The sequence below is a fragment of the Microbacterium sp. Leaf179 genome (assembly GCF_001423785.1).
Taxonomy (GTDB): domain Bacteria; phylum Actinomycetota; class Actinomycetes; order Actinomycetales; family Microbacteriaceae; genus Microbacterium.
Window position 1 is genome coordinate 239,046 of sequence record NZ_LMPH01000002.1, and the last position, 20,337, is coordinate 259,382.

The following is a 20,337-nucleotide window of genomic DNA, read 5'->3' on the forward strand; positions in this document are numbered from 1 at the left end:
CATGTCACGGTCGGGGTGCGAGTGGCAACGGGCGTGCGCGGGCGCGGGCTCGCGGCGAACACCCACGGCCCGCGGGCCCGGAGCAAGCGCGTCGATCGGAACGTGCGATTCCGCGGAGCGTGCGCGCACGGCGCACGCCCCCCGCTCGCGAGTCGGAGGAGGTGCCTCGGTCTGAGCGCGCGGCGCCGAACGCCCACGACCCGGGGCCCGAACCGGGCGTCTCGACCGGGGCGCCTGACCCCCGGAGCCCGTACGTCGACGGCGAAGCCGGCCCCGCCCACGAACCGGCGCACCGACGGCCGCGATCAGGAAGTGGTGCCCCCGACAGGATTCGAACCTGCGACGCCCGCGTTAGGAGTGCGGCGCTCTATCCCCTGAGCTACGAAGGCGGGATGGATCCAGCCTACTGCGGCCTCTCGGCGGTCTCGGCGCGCGGGACCATCGCCGAGGGGATGCCGAGGCGCAAGCGCGCGGCGAGTCCGTCGTCCCAGCGGCCGGGCTCTGGCAGTGCGGCTTCGCGCACGTCGACGCCGCCGGGTCCGATGCTGGCGACGCAGACGAGCATCGACTCGAGCACGTGCCCGTCATGGTCGTCGCGGCGCAGCACCGCCGCGCCCGGGTCGTGGGTGGACTGCTCGACGACGCCGAGCCACGGCATCCACCACTCCTCGCCCGCGGCGAGGCCCACGCGGCGGAATCCCGCCAACCACCGTGCGATGCGCGGCGTGCCCTCGTCGTCGACCGCGTGGTGGGCGATCATGTGCGTGCCCGGCGCGAGGCGCGTGCGGCGGGCGACCAGACCGTCCCACTCCACGAGGTGGGCGCCCGCGGCATCCACCTCGACGAGATTGAAGCCCCGCGTGAGCGGTCGATCCGGGATGCCGTCCCCCACCGCGTCGAGGGGAACACCGCCGCGCGTGACGACCTCGTCGTCGCCGCGGTCGGACAGGTCTTCGCGGTTGAGGAGCACCGCGAGGCGGGCCGCGTCGGGGTCGACGGCGAGCCAGGCACCGCCGGCGCGGTCGTCGCGCACGCCGAGGATGCCGCCCCGGTCGGGCCACCACGGCCCGAGGCCGCGCCACGGCCGCTCCCGGTCTTCATCTCGGACGGCGAGAAGACGCACCGGTTCGCCGAGCGCCTCCGGAACGTCGATCACGACCGTGCACATTCCGTCAACGCTACCCGGGCGGGGCGCGGACGGGGCGCGATGCGCTCCTCCGGGCGGGTGAGCGCCGCCCGCCACCCGAGCCGACCTGGAAGACTGGGGCGATGTTCGTCGTGGTGGGAGTGACCGGGGGCATCGCCGCCTACAAGAGCGTCAGCCTTGTGCGACTGCTGGTCAAAGCAGGACACGACGTGCACGTGGTGCCGACCGACGACGCACTGCGCTTCGTGGGCCTGCCGACGTGGGAGGCCCTCAGCCGCAACCCGGTCACCACCTCCGTGCACGACGACGTGGCCAAAGTGCGCCACGTCGCGCTCGGACAAGCGGCCGACCTCGTCATCGTCGCCCCCGCGACCGCCAACACCCTGGCCGCGATGACGGCGGGCTTGGCCTCCGACCTGCTCGGGACGACACTGCTCGCCACGACCGCGCCGGTCGTGGTGGCCCCGGCGATGCACACCGAGATGTGGCGGCACCCGGCGACGACGCACAACATGACCGTGCTCCGCGCGCGCGGGGTGCACGTCGTGGGGCCCGCCGACGGAGTCCTCACCGGCGGCGATTCCGGACCCGGACGCATGTCGGAGCCGGAGGAGATCGCGGCGGCGGCCCTCGCTCTCGTCGAACGCCCGCGCGACCTCGACGGTCTGTCGATCGTCGTGAGCGCCGGAGGCACGCGTGAGCCGATCGATCCCGTGCGCTTCCTGGGCAATCGCTCGAGCGGACGCCAGGGGGTCGCGATCGCCCGCGCCGCCGCCGACCGTGGCGCGCGGGTGACCCTCGTGGCCGCGCACCTCGACGCCGACGTGCGCCCCGATCCACGCGTCGAGGTGATCGCTGCGGGTACCGCCGAGGAACTCGGACGGGCGATGGATGCCGCGGCTCCCGACGCCGACGTGATCGTCATGGCCGCGGCGGTCGCCGACTACTCGGTGGCCGCGGTCGCCGAGCACAAGCTCCGCAAGCAAGACTCCCCCGGCGGTCTGACCCTCGAGCTGGTCGAGAATCGCGACATCGTCGCCGGGCTGGTCGAGCGCCGCCGGCCGGGGCAGACGATCGTCGCCTTCGCCGCCGAGACGGTGGGCAGCGACGAGGAACTGCTCGAACGCGCCCGCGCGAAGGCCGCGCGCAAGGGCGTCGATCTGCTGGCCGCCAACGCGGTCGGGTGGTCGCGAGGGTTCGAGACCGCCGACAATGCCCTCACGATCGTCGGTCGCGACGGTGGGGTCGTGGTCACGGCATCCGGTTCGAAGGACGACACCGCGCACGCCCTGCTCGATGCGATCGTCGCGGCGCGAGCGTCGACGCTCGAGGCCTGACGCCGGCGGACCGTGTCGCACGGGTGCAGGAGGACGAGCGGCCCGCCGCCCGTCCTCCCCGCGTCATTCGCTGCGAACGCCGTCGACCGCGTCGATGATCCTGCCCGGCTCCGTACGCGTCGTGTAATCGACGTGCACATCGGCGAAGCGCACCACACCGGCGGCGTCGATCAGGTACACCGAGGGGAACGGAACGCGAGCGGTCTCGTCGGCGTTGCTGTCTGCGACGTCGAAGCCGAGCTCGGTGTGCGCCGTGCGGGCCTCGACGCTCGGCTCGGTGACGATGCCGAAGCGTTCGGCGAGCGTGTTCGCGGGGTCCGAGAGCACGGTGAACTCCAACGACCCGTTCGTCGTACTCTGGGCCGATCCGTCGGGCGTCTGCGGCGAGATCGCGATGAGCTGGACTGCGCGTTCCTGCAGCGCGGGCAGTAGTTGCTCCTGATAGGCGCGCAGAGTGATGTTGCAGTAGGGGCACCACGCCCCGCGGTAGAACACGACCACCGACGCGGCTCCGGCCCGGGCCTCCGAGAAGGTCGTCGCCGCCCCCTCCGCGGTGACGAGCTCGGCATCCGGGGCGTCGTCACCCACGTCGAGCGCTCGCGCCGGGACGCCGGCGCTGCGAAGGGCGGCCTGCTCGTCGGAGAAGACCGCCGACAGTCGGTCTCCGATCTGCGCCTCGAACCCGGCGGTGAAGTCGTCGATCTGCTGCGCGATGGACGGTGTGGACATGCGTCGCCTCCCGGCGGAATCGGCGTCACGCGCCGGCTCCAGAAACCTAGGTCCGCCCGCAGGGGTCAGGGCTGTTCTCGTCATCCAACGAGACGCGACGTCACGAGGCGTCACGAAGGGTGCGCCTCATCCCCGCGCCCCCTCTCGGCCACGGGACTTCTCGAACACGGGCCTTCTCCGACGGCCCCTCTCCGACGTGGCTTCCCAGACAGGGGCCTCTCAGACACGGGGCCTCCCAGACAGGGGGCCCTCCAGAAACGGGGCCTCCCAGACAGGGGGCCCTCCAGGGCACGAGGCGGTTCTCAGGTGGGGGCCGCTCGGGGCCCCCACCTCGTCACTCAATAACCGAGGTTGTACTGGGCCTCTTCGATGAGGGTGAAAACCTGCGTCAGGATGATCACGAACCAGATTGCGGCGATGACGATCGAGACGATCGTCACGACGATCGACGCCCAGACGGGGGCGAGCCCGCTGCCCGTGCGTCGCCGCAGCACCACGCCACGGCCGATGACGTAGACCAGGCCGCTGCCGATGACGAGCACCAGGAAGCTCCACGCCCAGTGGAACGGCTTCTCGACGCCACGGGCTCGGAGTTGGCGCCAGTCGAGGAACGAGAACAAGACGACGAGGGCGCCCAGGACGACGCTCGCCAGAGTGGCGACCGTCGAGACGATGGCGTCGGTGCCCATCGCACCGGGTTCGCCGTACAGGCCGGCGTAGAAGGACTCCCGGATGTACGACGACCAGTCGAAGAGGAACAGCGACAGCACGCCCACCAGCGGCAGGAAGACGACCAACCACACCCAGACGGTGTTCGTGGGGATGTCGCGACGCAGCACGGGCTGGGCGCCGAGCGACGGCGCGGCGGGATAACCGCCGTACCCGGCGGGGGTGGGCGTTCCGGGGTACGCCGGCGCCGACGAGTACGCGGGAGCGGCCGAGGGCGGGGTGACGGGGTACGCGGCGGGCGGTGCGGACGCGAACGGCGCACTGGGTGCCGGAGGCGCCGGGATCGCACTGGGTGCCGGAGGCGCGGGGCTCGCGCTGGGTGCCGGAGGCGCCGGGATCGCGCTGGGTGCCGGAGGAGCGGGAACCTCGCTGTGCACTGCCGGTGCGGAGGCTCCAGCCGGGGACGCCGACGGGGCGTCGGTCTGCGCGGCCGTGGCGGCATGGTCGCTCGTCGATGCAGGCGCGGCGGGGTCGTTCGACGCCTCACCGGAGAGGGCAGGCTCCTCCGCGGCGGCGGCGGGCGTCGGGGTCGACTCGGGGGCGGACCCCTGCGCGGCGGCAGGCCCCGGAGTCGACTCGTGGGCGGCGGTGTCGGCGTCGTCAGACACCGGAGCCGACTCGGACGCGGAACCCGAGTCCTGCGCGGCCACCTGCGGAACCCCGTCGCCGCGCACGGGGCGCACCTCATCGGTCCAGGCGGTGCCGTCCCACCGGCGCAGGCCGTCGCCGCCTGCGGGGTCGGGATACCAGCCTTCGGGCGGAGTGGGTGTGTCGGTCATGTCGTTTCCCCTGTCGTGGTGCGGAACCGGGCGAGATTGCCCCGAGTCTAGTGACGGCGCCCGACATCACCGGAAGTCCCGGGACGCGTGCGCGACGCCGACCTGTAGATCGGTGAAGCCGTCGGCGACCACATTGGTCACTCCCTCGACCGATCGTTCGAGCATGCCCCGCACGATGAGGGCGGGTGATTCCCGCGCGACCCGCCGGTACCTGTTCCACACTCCCACCGAGCAGATGATGTTCATCAGTCCGTGCTCGTCTTCGAGGTTGAGGAAGGTGATGCCGGATGCCGTGGCCGGGCGCTGCCGATGGGTGACGAGCCCCGCCACCTCGATGCGACGATCGGTCTCGAAGGTGCGGAGCTCCCGCGAGGTGAGCACCCCGCGCGCGTCGAGCGCCGAGCGGAAGTGGGTGAGCGGGTGGTCGTCGGCCGAGAGCCCGGTCGCCCAGAGATCGGCCGCGAGCACCTCGTAACTCGACGGGTCGGTGAACAGCGGCGGCTGCACGGCCACGAGCGAGTCGGGAAGGAACTCGGCACGATCGAGCGCCGCCGACCCGGCCAGCCAGATCGCCTCGCGCCGGGTATGGCCCAGGCTCTCGAAGGCCCCCGCCGTGGCGAGCGCCTCGAGTTGCGCCGTGACAAGTCCCGTGCGCCGCACGAGGTCGCGTTGATCTCGATAGGGGCCGCCCCTCTCTCGTTCGGCGACGATGCGCTCGGCGACCTTCTTGCCGATCCCGGTCACTCCGGCGAGCCCTAGGCGCACGACGAACCCGCCGTCTCGGCGATGGGCGATGGTCTCGTCCGGCTCCGACGCATCGAAGTCCCCCGTCGGAGACTGCTCCGCGTGCGCGCAGGCGTCGAGACCCGTCGGGGCGCGGGCGCCCGTCTCGTCGACCGGCTCGAGGCCCGCTTCGACGCTCGAGCGCAGCAGGTCGGGCCGCCGTACGATCACCCCGTGCCGGCGGGCATCGGCGGTGAGGGTGGCGGGTGAGTAGAACCCCATGGGCTGGGCGCGCAGCAGGCCGGCGAGGAACGCCGCCGGGTAATGCAGCTTGATCCACGAGCTCGCGTACACCAGCAGCGCGAACGACAGCGAATGCGATTCGGCGAAACCGAAGTTCGCGAACGCCTGGATCTTCGCGTACAGATCGTCGGCGACCTGACCGACCAGACCGTTCTGCGCCATGCCCTCGTACAGCTTCTCGCGCAGGGAGTCGATACGCTCGAGCCCCCGCTTGGACCCCATGGCTCGGCGCAGCAGGTCGGCGTCTTCGGCAGAGCAGTTGCCGATGGCGACGGCCATCTGCATGAGCTGCTCCTGGAACACCGGTACCCCCATCGTCCGCTCCAGCACCGGCTCGAGCTTGGGATGCACGTAGGTGACGGGCTCCTGTCCGAGCTTGCGTCGAACGAACGGATGCACGGCACCGCCCTGGATGGGGCCCGGGCGGATGAGGGCGATCTGCACGACCAGGTCGTAGAACTTCCGCGGCTGCAGACGCGGCAGCAATCCCATCTGCGCGCGGGATTCCACCTGGAACACCCCGATCGAGTCGGCGCGGCACAGCATGTCGTAGACGGCCTTCTCTTCTTTGGGCAGCGTGGACAGCTCCCACGCCTCGCCCGTGGCATCGCGGATCAGGTCGAAGCAGTACTGCAGCGCCGCGAGCATGCCGAGCCCCAGCAGATCGAACTTGACCAGCCCCATCCACGCGGCGTCGTCTTTGTCCCACTGGATGACCGTGCGGTTCTCCATGCGCGCATGCTCGATCGGCACGACCTCACCCACCGGTCGATCGGTGAGCACCATGCCTCCGGAGTGGATGCCGAGGTGGCGAGGCGCTTTCAACAGCTCCGACGCGAACTCGATGACCTGGTCGGGGATGTCGTGATCCGCTCCGGTTTCGAGGGTCGCTCCCCACCGTTCGACCTGCTTCGACCAGGCGTCTTGCTGGCCCGGCGAGTGCCCGAGCGCCCGAGCCATGTCACGGACGGCGTTCTTGGGACGGTACTGGATGACATTCGCCACCTGCGCCGCACGCTCGCGCCCGTACTCCTTGTAGACCCACTGGATGATCTCTTCGCGGCGATCGGAGTCGAAGTCGACGTCGATGTCGGGCTCTTCGTCGCGCAGGCTCGACAGGAAACGCTCGAAGGGCAGCTTGTAGAAGATCGAGTCGACCGCGGTGATGTCGAGCAGGAAGCACACCGCGCTGTTCGCCGCCGACCCGCGCCCCTGACACAGGATGCCGCGCCGCCGGGCCTCGGCGACGATGCCGTAGACGATGAGGAAGTACCCCGGGAAGTCCTTCATCTCGATCACACCGAGTTCGCGTTCGATGCGGTTGCGATCCTCGTCGGAGAGCCGGGGGTACTTGCGCGGTACGGCCTCCCACACCAGATGCCGCAGCCAGGACATGGGGGTATGCCCCTCGGGGACGTCTTGGCGCGGAAGCGCGGGCTTGGCGCGGCGCAACGGGAAGGCGACCTCGTCGGCGAGCGTGACGGTGCGCGCCACCGCTCCGGGATACCGGGCGAACCGCGCCGCCATCTCGACCCCCGAGCGCAGGTGCGCGCCGGCGTGCGCGGGAAGCCACCCGTCGAGTTCGTCGAGACCACGATTGGCGCGCACGGCGGCCACGGCGGCGGCGAGAAGCTCTTTCTGCGGGGCGGCGTAGTGCACGTTGTTCGTCGCGAGGATCGGCAGCCCCCGCTCGGCGGCGAGCGCCGCCAGCACGTCGTTGCGTCTCGAGTCGAGAGGACTGCCGTGATCCATCAGCTCGACGTACACGGCCTCGGGGCCGAACAGGTCGACGAGGGTGTCGAGTTCGCGCGCGGCCCCCGTGGGCCCTTCGAACGCCAGAGCTCGGCGCACCGTGCCCTTGCGGCATCCGGTGAGCACCGCCCAGTGCGGATCGCTGGCACCGCCCGCGCGTTCGGCCAGGTCGGCGAGGTCGTAGACGGGACGCCCCTTCTCGGCACCGCTGAGCTGCGCGTGGGTGATCGCGGCGGCGAGGCGGTGATAGCCCTCTTCGCGGCGTGCGAGCACGAGCAGATGCGATCCGCCCGGGTCGGCCTCGCCGTTCTGCGGCCCCGTGAGACCCAGCGACAGTTCTGCACCGAAGACGGTGTTCACCGTGCGCGCCTCGGCGGCCTCGGCGAAGCGCACGATGCCGTAGAACCCGTCGTGGTCGGTGAGGGCGAGGGCGTGCAGGCCCAGTCGTTCGGCTTCTTCGACGAGTTCTTCGGGCGACGAGGCTCCGTCGAGGAACGAGTACGACGAGTGCGCGTGCAACTCGGCGTACGGCACGGTGTCGGCCGGGCGCGCGATCGTCGGCGGCACGTAGGCGCCGCGCTTGTGCGACCAGGCGGGGCTGTCGCCCCCGTCACCGTTCGGCGGGGCACCGGTCGGGCGTCGGGCGTCACTGAGCACGCGCTCGAGTTCCGACCATTTCACCGGCGGATTGTTCCAGCCCATCGGCGCACCTCCGCCCGGGTTCTGTTCATCGATGGGGAGCCGACGGCGGGCGCGAGGCCCGCACCGCCCGAGGGGGCATCGCCGGTGCTGCTGCCGCCGCGGCCCGATGTTCGTCGAGAGGAGTGGTGGAGCCGAACCTCAGTCATAACGCCCCTCCGCCCGCCACTCCCCTTCTTCGACCACCAGCAACCAGGCGCCCCCCTCGGCGTCGATCACTTGGAACCGATGCGCCCTGCGCCGTCGCAGGGGATCCCATCCGCGTTCGCTGATCGGCCAGGGCCCCGCCCATTCGCTGATGCGTCGCCGCTGTCCCGCCGTCTCGAGCACCGCCGGTGGAGCGCTGAGCGCATCGCGCTCCCCCACCGTCACCGGGGCTCCCGCGATGTCGGTGACCCCGACCGGTCGTGGTTCGGGGTAGACGGTGGCCGGCAGCGGATCGGGCAGGCTGCCGGGCCAGGGGCGCGCGCGTTCCTTCGCCGTCACGGCTCGGTCTCCCCAGGGCACGAGCACCTGCCGTTCGGCCAGCCAGCGTCCCCCGCCGATCACGGGAGTGACTACTTCGCGGTGGCCGAGCATGGCCTGCACGCGCGAGAGGGCATGGTGGACGCGTTCGTCGGGCCCCGCCCCGAACAGCCCCTTGGCGTGGTGGGCGGCGGCGTCGACGGCCTCGGGCTCGATGTGCACGCCCGCCACACCGCTGCCGAAGATGCCCTGGGCGTCTTCGGCGAGCTGCCAGCGCACCCGATCGACCACCGCGGCGGCGTCGAACGATCCGGGATGCAGCCACACGCGTTCGCTGCGCTCGGCCCGCTCACCCGTCAGCACGACACGCAGCTCGGTGCACACCAGGTCGTGGGCCCCCAACCGGGCGATGAACTCCTCGGCCGCCACGCGCATGCCGAAGGCGATCTGGTCGGCGAGTTCGAGGGGAGGCTCGAAGGCCACGTCGCGGTGCAGCTCGGGTGGAGGGGTGCGCGGCTGCACGGGTTGCGAGTCGAGTCCTCCCGCCAGCGCATGCAGGCGCACCCCCCGTTCTCCGAAGCGTTCCCGCACCCGTTCGGCCGCGAGAGTGGCCAGATCACCGAGGGTGTGCACGCCCAACCGAGAGAGCAGACTGCCGAACTCCTCGTCGTCGAGGGTGGCGATCGACAGCGGAGAGAGGAACGCCGCAGCGTCACCGGGCGGCACGATGCGCACGGGCTCCTCGACGGTGGCCGAGCGGGCGGCATGCTCGGCGGTGAAGACACCGTCGGCGACGCTCGCCCGCACCTCGCCGAAGCCGTCGTCGTGGAGGAGGCGGATCAGTAGGCGCGCCGCCTCGGCTTCGCCACCGTAGTAGCGCGCCGGACCCCGCGCCCGCAGTGCGCACAATCCCGGCCGCATGATCTGCACCCCGGGGGCGCGTTCTTCGATGCGGGCCACGACGGGCGCGAACACACGCGCATCGCGCACCGGGTCGGCGGGGACCACCTGGAGGGTCGGACACAGGGCCTGAGCATCACGGCGTTTCTGACCTCGTCGCACCCCCTGCGCGCGGGCGGCCCACGAGCTGGCGACGACGAGGTTGTGGGAGAACACCGCCACCGGGGCCTCGGGGCGAGGAGGCGTGACGGCCTCGGCGACGAACGCCGTGATCGGCCAATCGGGAAACCAGAGCACGAGGCTGCGCGTGGGAGCCTGCATCAGCCGACCGCTCTCGGACGGTACTCGTCGCGCTCGCGCGGCACGAGGCGTTCGGTGGGCGTACCCAGCAGCTCGACCGACCCGTCGGCCGCGGGCAGCAGCATGCGCGCCCGACGGGCGTGGGGCGAGCGTCGACTGCTCACCGAGACGGTGAGTTCACGCCCCGCCAGGTACCCGTGCCCCTGACCGAGGCCCGTCCATCGCGGGTCGGCGACGTCGATCACCGCTTCGGCCTGTGGCCATGCGCCCTGCACCAGCAGCACGGCTCCACGGTCGCGCAGCCGAGCGGCCAGACGTGTGGTTTCGGCACCCCCGCGGGCCGCCGTGGAACCTGACGGCGGGCGGACGGCCACGACCGGCAGCACCTCGGCGATCGTCGCCGTCACCGCCAGCCATCTCGGCCCCGGGTCGGGGATGAAGACCAGACGATCGAGGTCGAGGCCGTATTTCTCGGCGGCCTCGGCTCCCAGCTCGGGCATGCCGATCACGCCGCACCACGAACCGTCTTGCGAGGGCCGGGCCAGCAGGGCGAGCAGCAGCGACGCGGATCGGGCGAGGGCATAGGCCGACCCCGCCCGCAGACCGCCCCCGGGAAGCAGGGACGAGAAAGCCGGATGCGTGGGCAGCACCGGTGCGTCCATGCGCCGACCCTGCATGCGCTCCAAGCGATCGCGCAGCGCGTGGATGTCGGGTACGGCCTGTACCTGGTCTCTCACGATCGCCCTCACTCCCACAGGTTAGAACATTTGTTCTAGTGCTTCAATCCCTGTGGGTCGAAGATACGATCGACCTCCGACATTGCCGTCGTCCCCTCGCGAGACGGCACGACGCCGCGAGCCCGACGCCGCGCGCACCGACCGACACCAGCCCCGACGCGAGGTGCCGACGCCCCCGCGACGCCCGGGGGGGGGCGGCGCGCCTCAGACCAGGTCGACGGTCGCCGCGATCCGCGCGAATCCGCCCTGCTGCAACACGACGGCCGTGTTCGCCATCAGCTCGGCAGCCGTCCGGGTCACCGTTCCGAGCCCCGCGACCTCACCGCTCAGATCGAAGGTGCGCGTGGCATCCAGAACGACCGTCACCTCGTAACCGAGGTTGCCGGCCATGCGCGCCGTGGTCTCGACGCACATGTTGGTCTGGATGCCGCAGATCACCAGTTCGCGGATGCCGTTCTCGCCCAACCAGGCGTGCAGGTCGGGGTCGCCATAGAAGGCCGAGTTGACGTTCTTCGTCACCCGCAGGTCGGCCGAGACCTTCGCGACCGCATCGACCAGCGCGTTACCGCCTTCGTCCGGGTGCAGGGGCGATCCAGGCGACGCCGAATCGTGCCGCACGACGACGATCGGCTCGCCCTCACGCTGCCACGCCCCGATCAGCGCGGTGACGTTGCGCTCGCAATCGGGGTTGGCGGTCGGCCCCCAGAAGTCGAGGTCGTCGAATCCGCGCTGCATGTCGATGACGATCAGGGCACGAGGCATGCCCCCATCCCATCACCCGGATGCCGGGGACGCCAGCGCCGCAAAGACGGCGACGACGCTCACGCCGCCAGGGCCAGGTACGGCTCCCACCGCGGATCGCTCTTGTCGACGCCGCGCACGGTCCAGGACGATCCGCGCGGGGGCGCCGGCACCAGACGGAGATCCCAGTGCATCTCCTGGGGGGTGCGATCGCCCTTGACGTTGTTGCAGTGCAGACAGCAGGCCACGAGGTTCTCCCAGGTGTCCTTGCCCCCGCGCGAACGCGGCAGCACGTGGTCGATCGTCGACGCCGCCTTGCCGCAGTACCCGCAGCGGTGCGCGTCACGACGCAGCACCCCGCGCCGCGTGACCGGCACCTGCCGCGCCCCCGGCACCCGCACGTAGCGGGTCAGGATGATGACCGCCGGGCGATCGTAGGTCCCCGCCGCGGCCCAGACCGGATCCTCGTCGATGCGTTCCACGACCGTGGCCTTGTCGTTCATCACGAGCACGAGGGCCCGCTTGAACGACACGACCGCCAGGGGCTCGTATCCCGCGTTCAATACCAGTGTGCGCATTCACGTCTCCTCTCGAATGGCCGAGACGGCTTCTCGGATGTTCGACTTGCGACGACGGCCCGCGCGCAGGGCATGAAAAAAGGCGCTGTCTAGACAGACAGCGCCTCGGAAGTCGCGGCGACACCGCAGCATCCGAACACACGATGCCGAAGAACGAGCAGGCCGAGCGCATCCATGGTGCGGATGCGAGGCCTGATGCTCATCGGGCTTTCCCTTCGGTTGTTCCGACGTCGGAGACAGGCTAACCCACCCCGACACGCCCGGGGGCGGCGGGATCGGGAAACGAGAGACGGCGTGTCGGAGAACATCGTTCTCCGGCACGCCGTCTCTCGTTCGGTCTGATCAGCCGGCGTTCTGCTGCAGCCAGGCGTAGGGATCGACGACCGATCCGTTGATGTGCACCTCGAAGTGCAGGTGGTTCGCAGTCGAGCTTCCGGTCGAGCCGACGAGGCCGATGAGCTGGCCCGCGGCGACCGTCTGACCGGCCTGCACCTGGCGGCTGCCGTACGTCATGTGGCCGTAGGTGGTCGACACCTTCTGGCCGTTGATGACGTGCTCGATCACGATGCCCACGCCGTAGCCGCCGAAGCTCTCGGAGGAGGTGCTCACGACGCCGGCGGCGGCGGCGAAGATGGGCTGCCCACCCGGGGCGAGCAGGTCGACGCCCTGGTGGTAGCCGGAGTCCCACAGACCACGGCCGAGCACGTAGCTCGACAGGGGCCAGCGCACCTCGCCCGAGCCGGGGGCCGTCATGTTCAAGTCGATCGACGAGACCGAGGCGCCGGCATTGGATGCCAGCTGGCGGGCACGCTCCGCAGCTGCGGCGGCAGCGGCTTCGCGGTCCTTCTTCTGCTGGATCTCGTCGGCGGTGGTCGCCGAGTAGCTGCTGCGGTCGAGCGTCTCGGCGGCGGCGTCGGAGGCCACGACCAGCGACTGGTTGTCGGGGGCCGACACCTGCTGCAGGGTCATCGTCTCGGCCGCGGGCATGGTCGCCGCGTAGGCCGGGATGGCGACGGTGGCGACGAGACCGGCGACCATCGTCAGGATCACGGCACTGCGCACGGGCTTGCCGTGGCGACGCGGTCCCGAGGGACGTCGTGCGGGAGCGGTGCGAGAGGCCGGCGGAGTCGCCGACGTCGAGACCGCCACGGGTCGCTGCGGGGGTCGAGCGACGGCTGCGCGCGCGCTCTTACGGGTGAGACCCGTCGTCGGAACCTCGGGTAGGTCCCCGACGGGATCGGTGGTTTCAGCCAAAAGTCCTCCGGCGCCTCTGCGTCCAGGACGCTAGCTCGTCAGCACTCGATGGGGCACGATGTGCGGGCTTCACCCTCTGCAGACGACGAGCCGATGAGGCAAACCGCGAGGGGTCCGACGGCGGGCTTCTCGCCTGTGGACTCTCGAAGGCTACCCGAAGATAACGAACAAGTCACGCTCCGATCACCGTGTTCAGGCAATGCTCGGTCGCGGAACGCGGGGGTGTCGGCAGGCTCAGTCCTCGGCGACGAGGAAGATGTGCGACGCCACCTCGACCGGCAACTCGAGACCGTCCTCGATGCCCTCCATCTGCACCAGCACGTATCCCTCGTTGAAGCGGTAGTCGCCGCGCGCCCCCGGGAGCACCCCGGCGGCCTTGAGCTGCTGGAGCAGCTCGGGGTCGACCTGCGCGGGTTCGGCCAGGCGGCGTACCGTGCCGGTGATCGGGTGCCCGGCGTCGGTGAGCTTGCGGACGAGTCCGACGACACCGTCGTCGAACGTGGAGCTGGCCGCATCGCCCAGCTGGTCGAGTCCCGGAATCGGGTTGCCGTACGGCGACTCGGTGGGGTGGCCGAGCAGTTCGACGAGGCGGCGTTCCACCTGCTCGCTCATCACGTGCTCCCAGCGGCAGGCCTCGTCGTGCACGTAGGCCCAGTCGAGGCCGATGACGTCGCTGAGCAGGCGCTCGGCGAGACGGTGCTTGCGCATGACGTCGACGGCCTTCTGGCGGCCGGTGCCGGTCAGCTCGAGACGGCGGTCCTCCGAGACGACCACCAAGCCGTCGCGTTCCATGCGTCCGACCGTCTGCGAGACGGTCGGGCCCGAGTGGCCGAGGCGTTCCGAGATGCGGGCCCGCAGGGGCACGATCTTCTCTTCCTCGAGCTCGAGGATCGTGCGCAGGTACATCTCGGTGGTGTCGATGAGATCTGTCATTCGGGTGTCCTCGGCGTCGCGCGGCTGGAACCTCCAGCCTACCGACCCCCTCCGTCATGAGCGCGGGAAGCCCGCGGAGGGGACCATAGAATCGAGCCATGTCGCACGTGGAACTGCCCACAGGTCTCCTGCCCGCCGACGGTCGCTTCGGGTGCGGCCCCTCGAAAGTGCGCGGTGCGCAGCTCGAGTCGCTCGTCACCCGCGGAGCCTCGATCCTGGGTACCTCGCACCGCCAGGCGCCGGTGAAGAACCTCGTCGCGAGCACGCGCGAGCGTCTCGCCCAGCTCTTCCGCCTTCCCGACGGGTACGAGATCATCCTCGGCAACGGTGGATCGACCGCCTTCTGGGATGCCGCCTCCTTCGGCCTCATCGAGAACCGCAGCCAGAACCTGGTCTTCGGCGAGTTCGGCGGCAAGTTCGCCGCCGCTGCCGCCGCGCCCTGGCTGCAGGCGCCCGACGTCCGTCGCGCCGAGCCCGGCACCCGCACGGTGGCCGAGCCGGTCGACGGCGTCGATGTGTACGCCTGGCCGCACAACGAGACCTCCACGGGCGTCGCCGCCCCGGTCGAGCGTGTGCACGGTGATGCCGGCGCCCTCACCGTCATCGACGCGACCAGCGCCGCCGGCGGCATCGACTTCGACGTCACCCGGGCCGACGTGTACTACTTCGCCCCGCAGAAGAACCTCGGTTCCGACGGCGGCCTCTGGTACGCCGCGGTGTCGCCGGCCGCGATCGAGCGCATCGAGCGGATCGCCGCATCCGGTCGGTACATCCCCGAGTTCCTGAGCCTGAAGAACGCGGTCGACAACTCGCGCCTGCAGCAGACGCTCAACACCCCGGCGTTGGCCACCCTGCTGCTCCTCGACGACCAGCTCGGATGGATCCTCGACAACGGCGGACTGAGCTGGGCGGGCGCACGCACGGCCGAGTCCTCGGCCGCCCTGTACGAGTGGGCGTCCGCGAGCGCCGTCGCGACGCCGTTCGTCTCGTCTCCCGCCGACCGCTCCCCCGTCGTGGTCACGATCGACTTCGACGACTCCATCGACGCCGCGGCGATCGCGAAGAGCCTGCGCGCGAACGGGATCGTCGACACCGAGCCCTACCGCAAGCTGGGCCGCAACCAGCTGCGCGTCGCGACGTTCGTCTCGATCGAGCCCGACGACGTGCGCCGCCTGATCGGGGCCATCGACTACACGATCGAGCACCTGCCGACCGCCTGACATCGGGCGGGCCCGCGGGCCCGCACATGACGAAGGCCGTCCCGCTCGCGCGGGACGGCCTTCGTCATGTGTGCCCGTCAGTAACTGCGGTCGTCGCCCCCGTGCACATCGTCTTCGTCGTCGGAGTCGTCGCCCTCGACGCCGCCGTCCGAGTCGTCGTCTTCATCCGAATCGTCGTCATCGTCGGCGTCGTACGAGTCGTCCTGCGCGTCATCGTCACGCGTCGCGTCCGCGCGTTCGTCACCGTCCGCGTCGAGCTCGTCGATGTCGACACCGTCGAGGTCGCCCGCGTGGAAACGTGCTTTCGGCCCGTCGTCGTCGAGCTCGTCCTCGTCGTCTTCGAGGTCGTCTTCGTCGTCGAGGTCATCGTCTTCGGTGTCGTCGACGTCGGAGTCGTCGGCATCCGCGCCGATGCCCGCCGCGGCCGTCGCCGCCTGGGCAGCCTGGTACTCGGCGAGACGGGTCGCCCACGGCACCCAGTCCGGGGCCAGCAGAGCGCCGTCACCGGGCATGAGTTCGGCTTCGAGCACGGTGGGCTCCGCGTCGTCGACGACGGCCACGCTCACGGTCCAGAACCAGCCGGGGTAGCCGGCGAGACGCGTGTGGAACCGCAACGACACCACACCGTCGTCCTCGATCGCGTAGCCCGCGGCCGGACCGATACCGTCGGCCGGCGTGATCTCGCGCAGGGCGGCGAGAGCCAGGTCGTGAGCGCCGATCAGGCGCTCGTCGACGGGCTGCTCAGGCTTCGAAGTCATCGGCGACCTTGCGCAGCACCGCGGCGATCTTCTGCGCGTGCGGCCCGTTGGGGTAGCGGCCGCGACGCAGGTCGCCACCGATGCCGTCGAGCAGCTTCACGAGGTCTTCGACGATGATCGCCATGTCGTCGGCGGGCTTGCGCGAGCGCTTGGACAGACTCACCGGCGCATCGAGCACGCGCACCGAGAGCGCCTGCAGACCGCGCTTGCCGTCAGCGACACCGAACTCGAGACGGGTGCCGGCCTTGGGCCCGGGTGTCCCGGCGGGCAGGGCGGTGGCGTGCAGGAACACGTCCTGGCCGTCATCGGTGACGATGAAGCCGAAGCCCTTCTCGTCGTCGTAGAACCTGACCTTGCCGGTGGGCATGGACACCTCGCTGGATGAGTGCGCGGAGCGCACGGCGGAACACGGAACCCGATCGGATGCCGGCCTCTCAGCCTACGCCACCGCCGCCAGGCAGTAGGCTGAGCCCGATGAGCACCCGCACCTCCCGCGACAGCACGCCGGGCGACGACGTCCCGGTCCGCCGCATCGACCGCGTCCTGGCGTTCATGTCGCTGGGGCTGCTGGCCCTCGCGATCGTGTGCTTCTTCGCGGTCATCATCGGATCGAGCTCCGGTGCCGACATGCGCTCCGGCGTGTGGCCGACCGTGGGCCTGCTCACCTACTTCGCACCCCCTGTGGCCTTCGCCTGTCTGTTGGCCGTGCTCATCATGAGCTTCGTGCGAAGGGCCCGGGCGAACAAGGCCCGCTGACGTGCCCGAGACCTCCGCACAACGCGCACTGGCGGTCTCGTTGAGCGCGCGCCCCGACGCCGATCTGGCTCGGCTGTTCGCCGATCGCCAGGTCTCCCCCTCGAGCACCTGGCGCGACATGTTCGACGCCGCCGAGGCCCTACTCGACCCCGCCTCCGTCACGCGCGGGCTCGTCGCACTCCCGCGCTCCGCAGCGCTCGCCCTCCTCGCCGCCGTCGCGGGTGAACCGGCCCCCGAACCGCAACGCTCCGAGCTGGCATCCCGAGCACTCGTCGACGACGACGGCCACCCGTTCCCCAGCGTGGTCGACGCGGTGCGACAGGTCGCGCCCGACGGCATCGCCGATATGAGTGATCCGCACTCCGCCCACGGGGCTGCGACGGTCGACGCCGAAGCCGCCGCCGAAGCCGCCTTCACCAGTGCCGCCTCGGTGGCCGACATCCTGCTGCTCACCCTCGATGCTCCCCTCGGACGCATCGGGTCGGGCTCGCTCGGCGCGAGCGAGCGTCGACGCCTGGTCGACGCCGGCGCGGTGTCGACCCCGGCCGAAGCCGACCTCCTCGTCGGTCTCGCGTTCGCCGTCGGCCTGCTCGGCACGAACGAGCGCGCCTGGCTGGTGTCGCCGACCGGGCGCGAGTGGTTGCGTCTGCCGACGCTCGAACGCTGGGAACGCACCGCCGCGGCGCTCCGCGACGCCCTTCCCGCCGCCTTCCGCAGCGCGGCCGGCGGATGGATCCCGCGGGGGCAGTGGCCCGGCGCCACCCCCTTCGACCCCGACGGCCCCGAGCGCGCCGCGGTCTGGGCGCAGCGGCTCGAGCGCTGGGGACTCCTCGACGTGGCCGGCGGTGTCCCCGCGTGGGCCCGAGACCTCTCCGACGGCGGTTCCGTCGACGTCTCGGCGCTGCGCGACCTGCTTCCCCCCGAGGTCGACCGCGTCTATCTGCAGAACGACCTCACCGCCATCGCCCCGGGCCCCCTGGCGCCGCATCTCGATGTGCGTCTGCGCTCCATGGCCGCGCGCGAGTCGCGCGCACAGGCCTCCAGCTACCGCTTCAGCGCGGCCACGATCGGCGCCGCCATCACGGCCGGCGAGACCGCCGACTCCCTGCGCGAGTTCCTTTCGGGACTGTCGCTGACCGGACTGCCGCAGCCGCTCGCCTACGTCATCGAACGCACGGCGGCCGAGCACGGACGCGTCCGCGTCGCCGCCGATCCGACGTCCCTTCTCACGCGCGTCACGACCGAAGACGAGACGCTGCGGCGCTCGATGGACGTCGACCAGTCGCTGCGGTCGGTCGCCCTGACGCGCACCGGCGACGAGCTCGTCTCGCATGTGTCGGCCGACGTCGTGTTCTGGGCGTTGACCGATGCGCACTACCCCGCCGTGGCCGTCGACGCCGAGGGGCGCCCGCGGGCGCTCGAGCGCGCGAAGCTCGCGGCCGAGACGGCGTCCGACCACGATCCCGCCGACACGTACACGCCGCTGGTCTCGCGCTTGCGCACCGGCGCAGACGATTCGGATGCCGCCTGGCTCGAGCGCGAGCTCGATCAAGCCGTGCGGGCCCGCGCCGTCGTCGACGTGACGGTGCGGCTTCCCGACGGCTCGGCCCGCGTGTTCCGCCTCGAAGCCACGGGCCTCGGTGGCGGACGCCTGCGCGGCCGCGATCGCGCCGCCGACGTCGAGCGCACCCTGCCGCTGTCGCACATCGACGCGGTCTCGCTCGTGGGGTGAGGACGGTCGAGCCTCACCCGGTCGAGCCCTGCCCGGTCGACCGACCGGTCCTGGACCCCGGTAGACTCGAACGCTATGGCTGACGGCCCCCTCATCGTGCAGAGCGACCGCACCGTCCTCCTCGAGGTCGCACACCCCGAGGCAGAGACGGCGCGGCATGAGCTCGCAGTTTTCGCCGAGCTCGAGCGCGCACCCGAGCACATCCACACCTACCGCATCACCCGTCTGGGCCTGTGGAACGCCCGCGCGGCCGGACACGACGCCGAGGCGATGCTGCAGACCCTCGACCGCTGGTCGCGCTTCCCGGTGCCCGCATCGGTGAGCACCGACATCCGCGAGACGGTCAACCGGTACGGTCGCCTGGTCATCGAGCGCAACGACGACAAAGAGCTCGTGCTGCGCTCGACCGACCCCGCGGTCCTCAGCGAGGTGTCGCGCAACAAGCGCATCGCTCCGCTCCTGATCGGTCACCCCACCCCCGACAGCTACCTCGTCGACGCGTGGGCGCGCGGGCACATCAAGCAGGAGCTGCTGAAGATCGGGTGGCCGGCCGAAGACCTCGCCGGGTACACCCCCGGAACCCCGCACGCGATCGACCTCGCCGAAGACGGCTGGAGCCTGCGTCCCTACCAGCGCCAGGCCGTCGACTCCTTCTCCGAGGGGGGATCCGGCGTCGTCGTGCTCCCCTGCGGTGCCGGCAAGACGCTCGTGGGCGCCGCGGCCATGGCCGACACGCGCACGACCACCCTCATCCTCGTGACGAACACCGTGAGTGCCCGTCAGTGGCGCGATGAGTTGCTGCGGCGCACGAGCCTCACCGCCGAGGAGATCGGCGAGTACTCCGGTCAGGTGAAAGAGATCAAGCCCGTCACCATCGCGACTTACCAGATCCTGACCGCCAAGCGGAAGGGCGAGTACGCCCACCTCGCACTGCTCGATGCGCTCGACTGGGGTCTCGTGCTGTACGACGAGGTGCACCTGCTGCCCGCTCCGGTGTTCAAGCTCACGGCCGATCTGCAGGCCCGACGTCGACTCGGCCTCACCGCGACGCTCGTGCGCGAAGACGGTCGTGAGGGCGACGTGTTCAGCCTCATCGGCCCGAAGCGCTTCGACGCGCCGTGGAAAGAGATCGAGGCCCAGGGCTTCATCTCCCCCGCCGCCTGCTACGAGGTGCGCATCGACCTCCCCGCCGACGAACGTCTCGAGTACGCGGCCGCCGCCGACGAGGACCGTTACCGGCTGGCGGCGACCGCCCCCGCCAAGATCGACGTCGCGCGGCGCCTGGTCGAGCGGCATCCGGGCGAGCGAGTACTCGTGATCGGGCAGTACCTCGATCAGATCGACGAGCTCGCGCAGGCTCTGGACGCCCCTCAGATCACCGGGGCGACCCCGATCCCGGAGCGTGAGGAGCTCTTCCAGGGCTTCCGCGACGGCAGCATCCCGCTGCTCGTGGTGTCGAAGGTGGCCAACTTCTCGGTCGATCTGCCCGAGGCCTCCGTCGCGATCCAGGTGTCGGGTTCGTTCGGGTCGCGTCAAGAAGAGGCCCAGCGCCTCGGACGACTGCTGCGACCCAAGCAGTCTCAGCACACGGCGAGCTTCTACACGCTCATCGCGCGCGACACCGTCGACCAGGATTTCGCGCAGAACCGGCAGCGTTTCCTCGCCGAACAGGGCTACGCCTACACGATTCTGGATGCCGACGGGATCGACGCCGCAGCCGCCTGACCCATATCAGCGTGCGGCTTTCCGTTCCATATCCAGCGCA

The 20,337-nt window shown here is 70.9% G+C and carries 17 protein-coding genes and 1 tRNA gene; 5 read left to right on the forward strand and 13 right to left on the reverse strand.

Annotation, left to right across the window (positions count from 1 at the left end):
- Positions 1 to 313: 313 nt before the first annotated feature.
- Positions 314 to 389 (reverse strand) — tRNA-Arg (locus tag ASF96_RS08615).
- Positions 390 to 403: 14 nt separating this feature from the next.
- Positions 404 to 1,168, reverse strand: a complete 765-nt coding sequence (locus tag ASF96_RS08620; RefSeq protein WP_082509504.1) for an NRDE family protein — start codon at positions 1,166 to 1,168, stop codon at positions 404 to 406.
- Between the two features lie 101 nt (positions 1,169 to 1,269).
- On the opposite strand from ASF96_RS08620, the gene coaBC reads away from it, so the two are divergent.
- Entirely contained in the window at positions 1,270 to 2,484 is a 1,215-nt protein-coding gene (gene coaBC / locus ASF96_RS08625) for a bifunctional phosphopantothenoylcysteine decarboxylase/phosphopantothenate--cysteine ligase CoaBC (protein ID WP_055938167.1), read from the forward strand.
- Between the two features lie 63 nt (positions 2,485 to 2,547).
- Here coaBC and ASF96_RS08630 read toward each other — a convergent pair whose 3' ends face one another.
- The 9 genes from ASF96_RS08630 to ASF96_RS08670 form a co-directional block, all read right to left on the reverse strand.
- Positions 2,548 to 3,213: a peroxiredoxin-like family protein gene (locus ASF96_RS08630; protein ID WP_055938171.1), complete on the reverse strand. Its 666-nt coding sequence runs from the start codon at positions 3,211 to 3,213 to the stop codon at positions 2,548 to 2,550.
- Positions 3,214 to 3,551: 338 nt separating this feature from the next.
- Positions 3,552 to 4,721 (reverse strand): DUF2510 domain-containing protein, encoded by a 1,170-nt coding sequence (locus ASF96_RS17250; RefSeq protein ID WP_055938173.1) that lies wholly within the window; start codon positions 4,719 to 4,721, stop codon positions 3,552 to 3,554.
- Positions 4,722 to 4,787: 66 nt separating this feature from the next.
- Entirely contained in the window at positions 4,788 to 8,201 is a 3,414-nt protein-coding gene (locus ASF96_RS08640; protein ID WP_055938177.1) for an error-prone DNA polymerase, read from the reverse strand.
- A 138-nt stretch (positions 8,202 to 8,339) separates the two neighbouring features.
- Positions 8,340 to 9,884 (reverse strand): DNA polymerase Y family protein, encoded by a 1,545-nt coding sequence (locus ASF96_RS08645; RefSeq protein ID WP_055938180.1) that lies wholly within the window; start codon positions 9,882 to 9,884, stop codon positions 8,340 to 8,342.
- The gene (locus ASF96_RS08650) at positions 9,884 to 10,612 is read right to left on the reverse strand and encodes a hypothetical protein (protein ID WP_441004774.1); all 729 of its coding nucleotides are present in this window, start codon (positions 10,610 to 10,612) and stop codon (positions 9,884 to 9,886) included. Before ASF96_RS08650 ends, ASF96_RS08645 begins: the two co-directional genes overlap by 1 nt.
- Positions 10,613 to 10,804: 192 nt before the next feature.
- Positions 10,805 to 11,362 (reverse strand): cysteine hydrolase family protein, encoded by a 558-nt coding sequence (locus ASF96_RS08655; RefSeq protein WP_055938184.1) that lies wholly within the window; start codon positions 11,360 to 11,362, stop codon positions 10,805 to 10,807.
- Positions 11,363 to 11,421: 59 nt separating this feature from the next.
- A complete protein-coding gene (locus tag ASF96_RS08660; RefSeq protein WP_055838194.1) occupies positions 11,422 to 11,919 on the reverse strand; it encodes an HNH endonuclease in 498 nt (165 codons plus the stop codon).
- A 342-nt stretch (positions 11,920 to 12,261) separates the two neighbouring features.
- Complete coding sequence (locus tag ASF96_RS08665) at positions 12,262 to 12,981, reverse strand: M23 family metallopeptidase (protein WP_235560563.1); 720 nt, start codon at positions 12,979 to 12,981, stop codon at positions 12,262 to 12,264.
- Between the two features lie 426 nt (positions 12,982 to 13,407).
- Positions 13,408 to 14,106, reverse strand: coding sequence for a metal-dependent transcriptional regulator (locus ASF96_RS08670; protein WP_055838197.1), 699 nt, complete (start codon positions 14,104 to 14,106; stop codon positions 13,408 to 13,410).
- A 98-nt stretch (positions 14,107 to 14,204) separates the two neighbouring features.
- On the opposite strand from ASF96_RS08670, the gene serC reads away from it, so the two are divergent.
- The gene (gene serC, locus ASF96_RS08675) at positions 14,205 to 15,326 is read left to right on the forward strand and encodes a phosphoserine transaminase (RefSeq protein WP_055938187.1); all 1,122 of its coding nucleotides are present in this window, start codon (positions 14,205 to 14,207) and stop codon (positions 15,324 to 15,326) included.
- Positions 15,327 to 15,403: 77 nt separating this feature from the next.
- On the opposite strand, the gene ASF96_RS08680 is transcribed toward serC, so the two are convergent.
- Both ASF96_RS08680 and ASF96_RS08685 read right to left on the reverse strand, forming a co-directional pair.
- Positions 15,404 to 16,084: a DUF3027 domain-containing protein gene (locus ASF96_RS08680; protein WP_055838203.1), complete on the reverse strand. Its 681-nt coding sequence runs from the start codon at positions 16,082 to 16,084 to the stop codon at positions 15,404 to 15,406.
- Positions 16,068 to 16,451, reverse strand: coding sequence for a cold-shock protein (locus tag ASF96_RS08685; RefSeq protein WP_055838206.1), 384 nt, complete (start codon positions 16,449 to 16,451; stop codon positions 16,068 to 16,070). Before ASF96_RS08685 ends, ASF96_RS08680 begins: the two co-directional genes overlap by 17 nt.
- A 107-nt stretch (positions 16,452 to 16,558) precedes the next feature.
- On the opposite strand from ASF96_RS08685, the gene ASF96_RS08690 reads away from it, so the two are divergent.
- From ASF96_RS08690 to ASF96_RS08700, 3 genes are all read left to right on the forward strand, one after another.
- On the forward strand, positions 16,559 to 16,840 hold the full coding sequence (locus tag ASF96_RS08690) for a hypothetical protein (RefSeq protein WP_055938190.1): 282 nt from the start codon (positions 16,559 to 16,561) through the stop codon (positions 16,838 to 16,840).
- 1 nt (position 16,841) lies between these two features.
- Positions 16,842 to 18,572, forward strand: a complete 1,731-nt coding sequence (locus ASF96_RS08695; protein ID WP_055938193.1) for a helicase-associated domain-containing protein — start codon at positions 16,842 to 16,844, stop codon at positions 18,570 to 18,572.
- 75 nt (positions 18,573 to 18,647) lie between these two features.
- A complete protein-coding gene (locus ASF96_RS08700) occupies positions 18,648 to 20,297 on the forward strand; it encodes a DNA repair helicase XPB (protein WP_055838215.1) in 1,650 nt (549 codons plus the stop codon).
- Positions 20,298 to 20,337: the final 40 nt, after the last annotated feature.

Coding starts and splice junctions, on each gene's coding strand:
- ASF96_RS08645 (WP_055938180.1), bottom strand. CDS start 9,884: ATGCAGGCTCCCACGCGCAGCCTCGTGCTCTGGTTTCCCGATTGGCCG.
- ASF96_RS08640 (WP_055938177.1), bottom strand. CDS start 8,201: ATGGGCTGGAACAATCCGCCGGTGAAATGGTCGGAACTCGAGCGCGTG.
- ASF96_RS08655 (WP_055938184.1), bottom strand. CDS start 11,362: ATGCCTCGTGCCCTGATCGTCATCGACATGCAGCGCGGATTCGACGAC.
- ASF96_RS08660 (WP_055838194.1), bottom strand. CDS start 11,919: ATGCGCACACTGGTATTGAACGCGGGATACGAGCCCCTGGCGGTCGTG.
- ASF96_RS08680 (WP_055838203.1), bottom strand. CDS start 16,084: ATGACTTCGAAGCCTGAGCAGCCCGTCGACGAGCGCCTGATCGGCGCT.
- ASF96_RS08690 (WP_055938190.1), top strand. CDS start 16,559: ATGAGCACCCGCACCTCCCGCGACAGCACGCCGGGCGACGACGTCCCG.
- ASF96_RS08630 (WP_055938171.1), bottom strand. CDS start 3,213: ATGTCCACACCGTCCATCGCGCAGCAGATCGACGACTTCACCGCCGGG.
- ASF96_RS08700 (WP_055838215.1), top strand. CDS start 18,648: ATGGCTGACGGCCCCCTCATCGTGCAGAGCGACCGCACCGTCCTCCTC.
- ASF96_RS08620 (WP_082509504.1), bottom strand. CDS start 1,168: ATGTGCACGGTCGTGATCGACGTTCCGGAGGCGCTCGGCGAACCGGTG.
- coaBC (WP_055938167.1), top strand. CDS start 1,270: ATGTTCGTCGTGGTGGGAGTGACCGGGGGCATCGCCGCCTACAAGAGC.
- ASF96_RS17250 (WP_055938173.1), bottom strand. CDS start 4,721: ATGACCGACACACCCACTCCGCCCGAAGGCTGGTATCCCGACCCCGCA.
- ASF96_RS08685 (WP_055838206.1), bottom strand. CDS start 16,451: ATGCCCACCGGCAAGGTCAGGTTCTACGACGACGAGAAGGGCTTCGGC.
- serC (WP_055938187.1), top strand. CDS start 14,205: ATGTCGCACGTGGAACTGCCCACAGGTCTCCTGCCCGCCGACGGTCGC.
- ASF96_RS08670 (WP_055838197.1), bottom strand. CDS start 14,106: ATGACAGATCTCATCGACACCACCGAGATGTACCTGCGCACGATCCTC.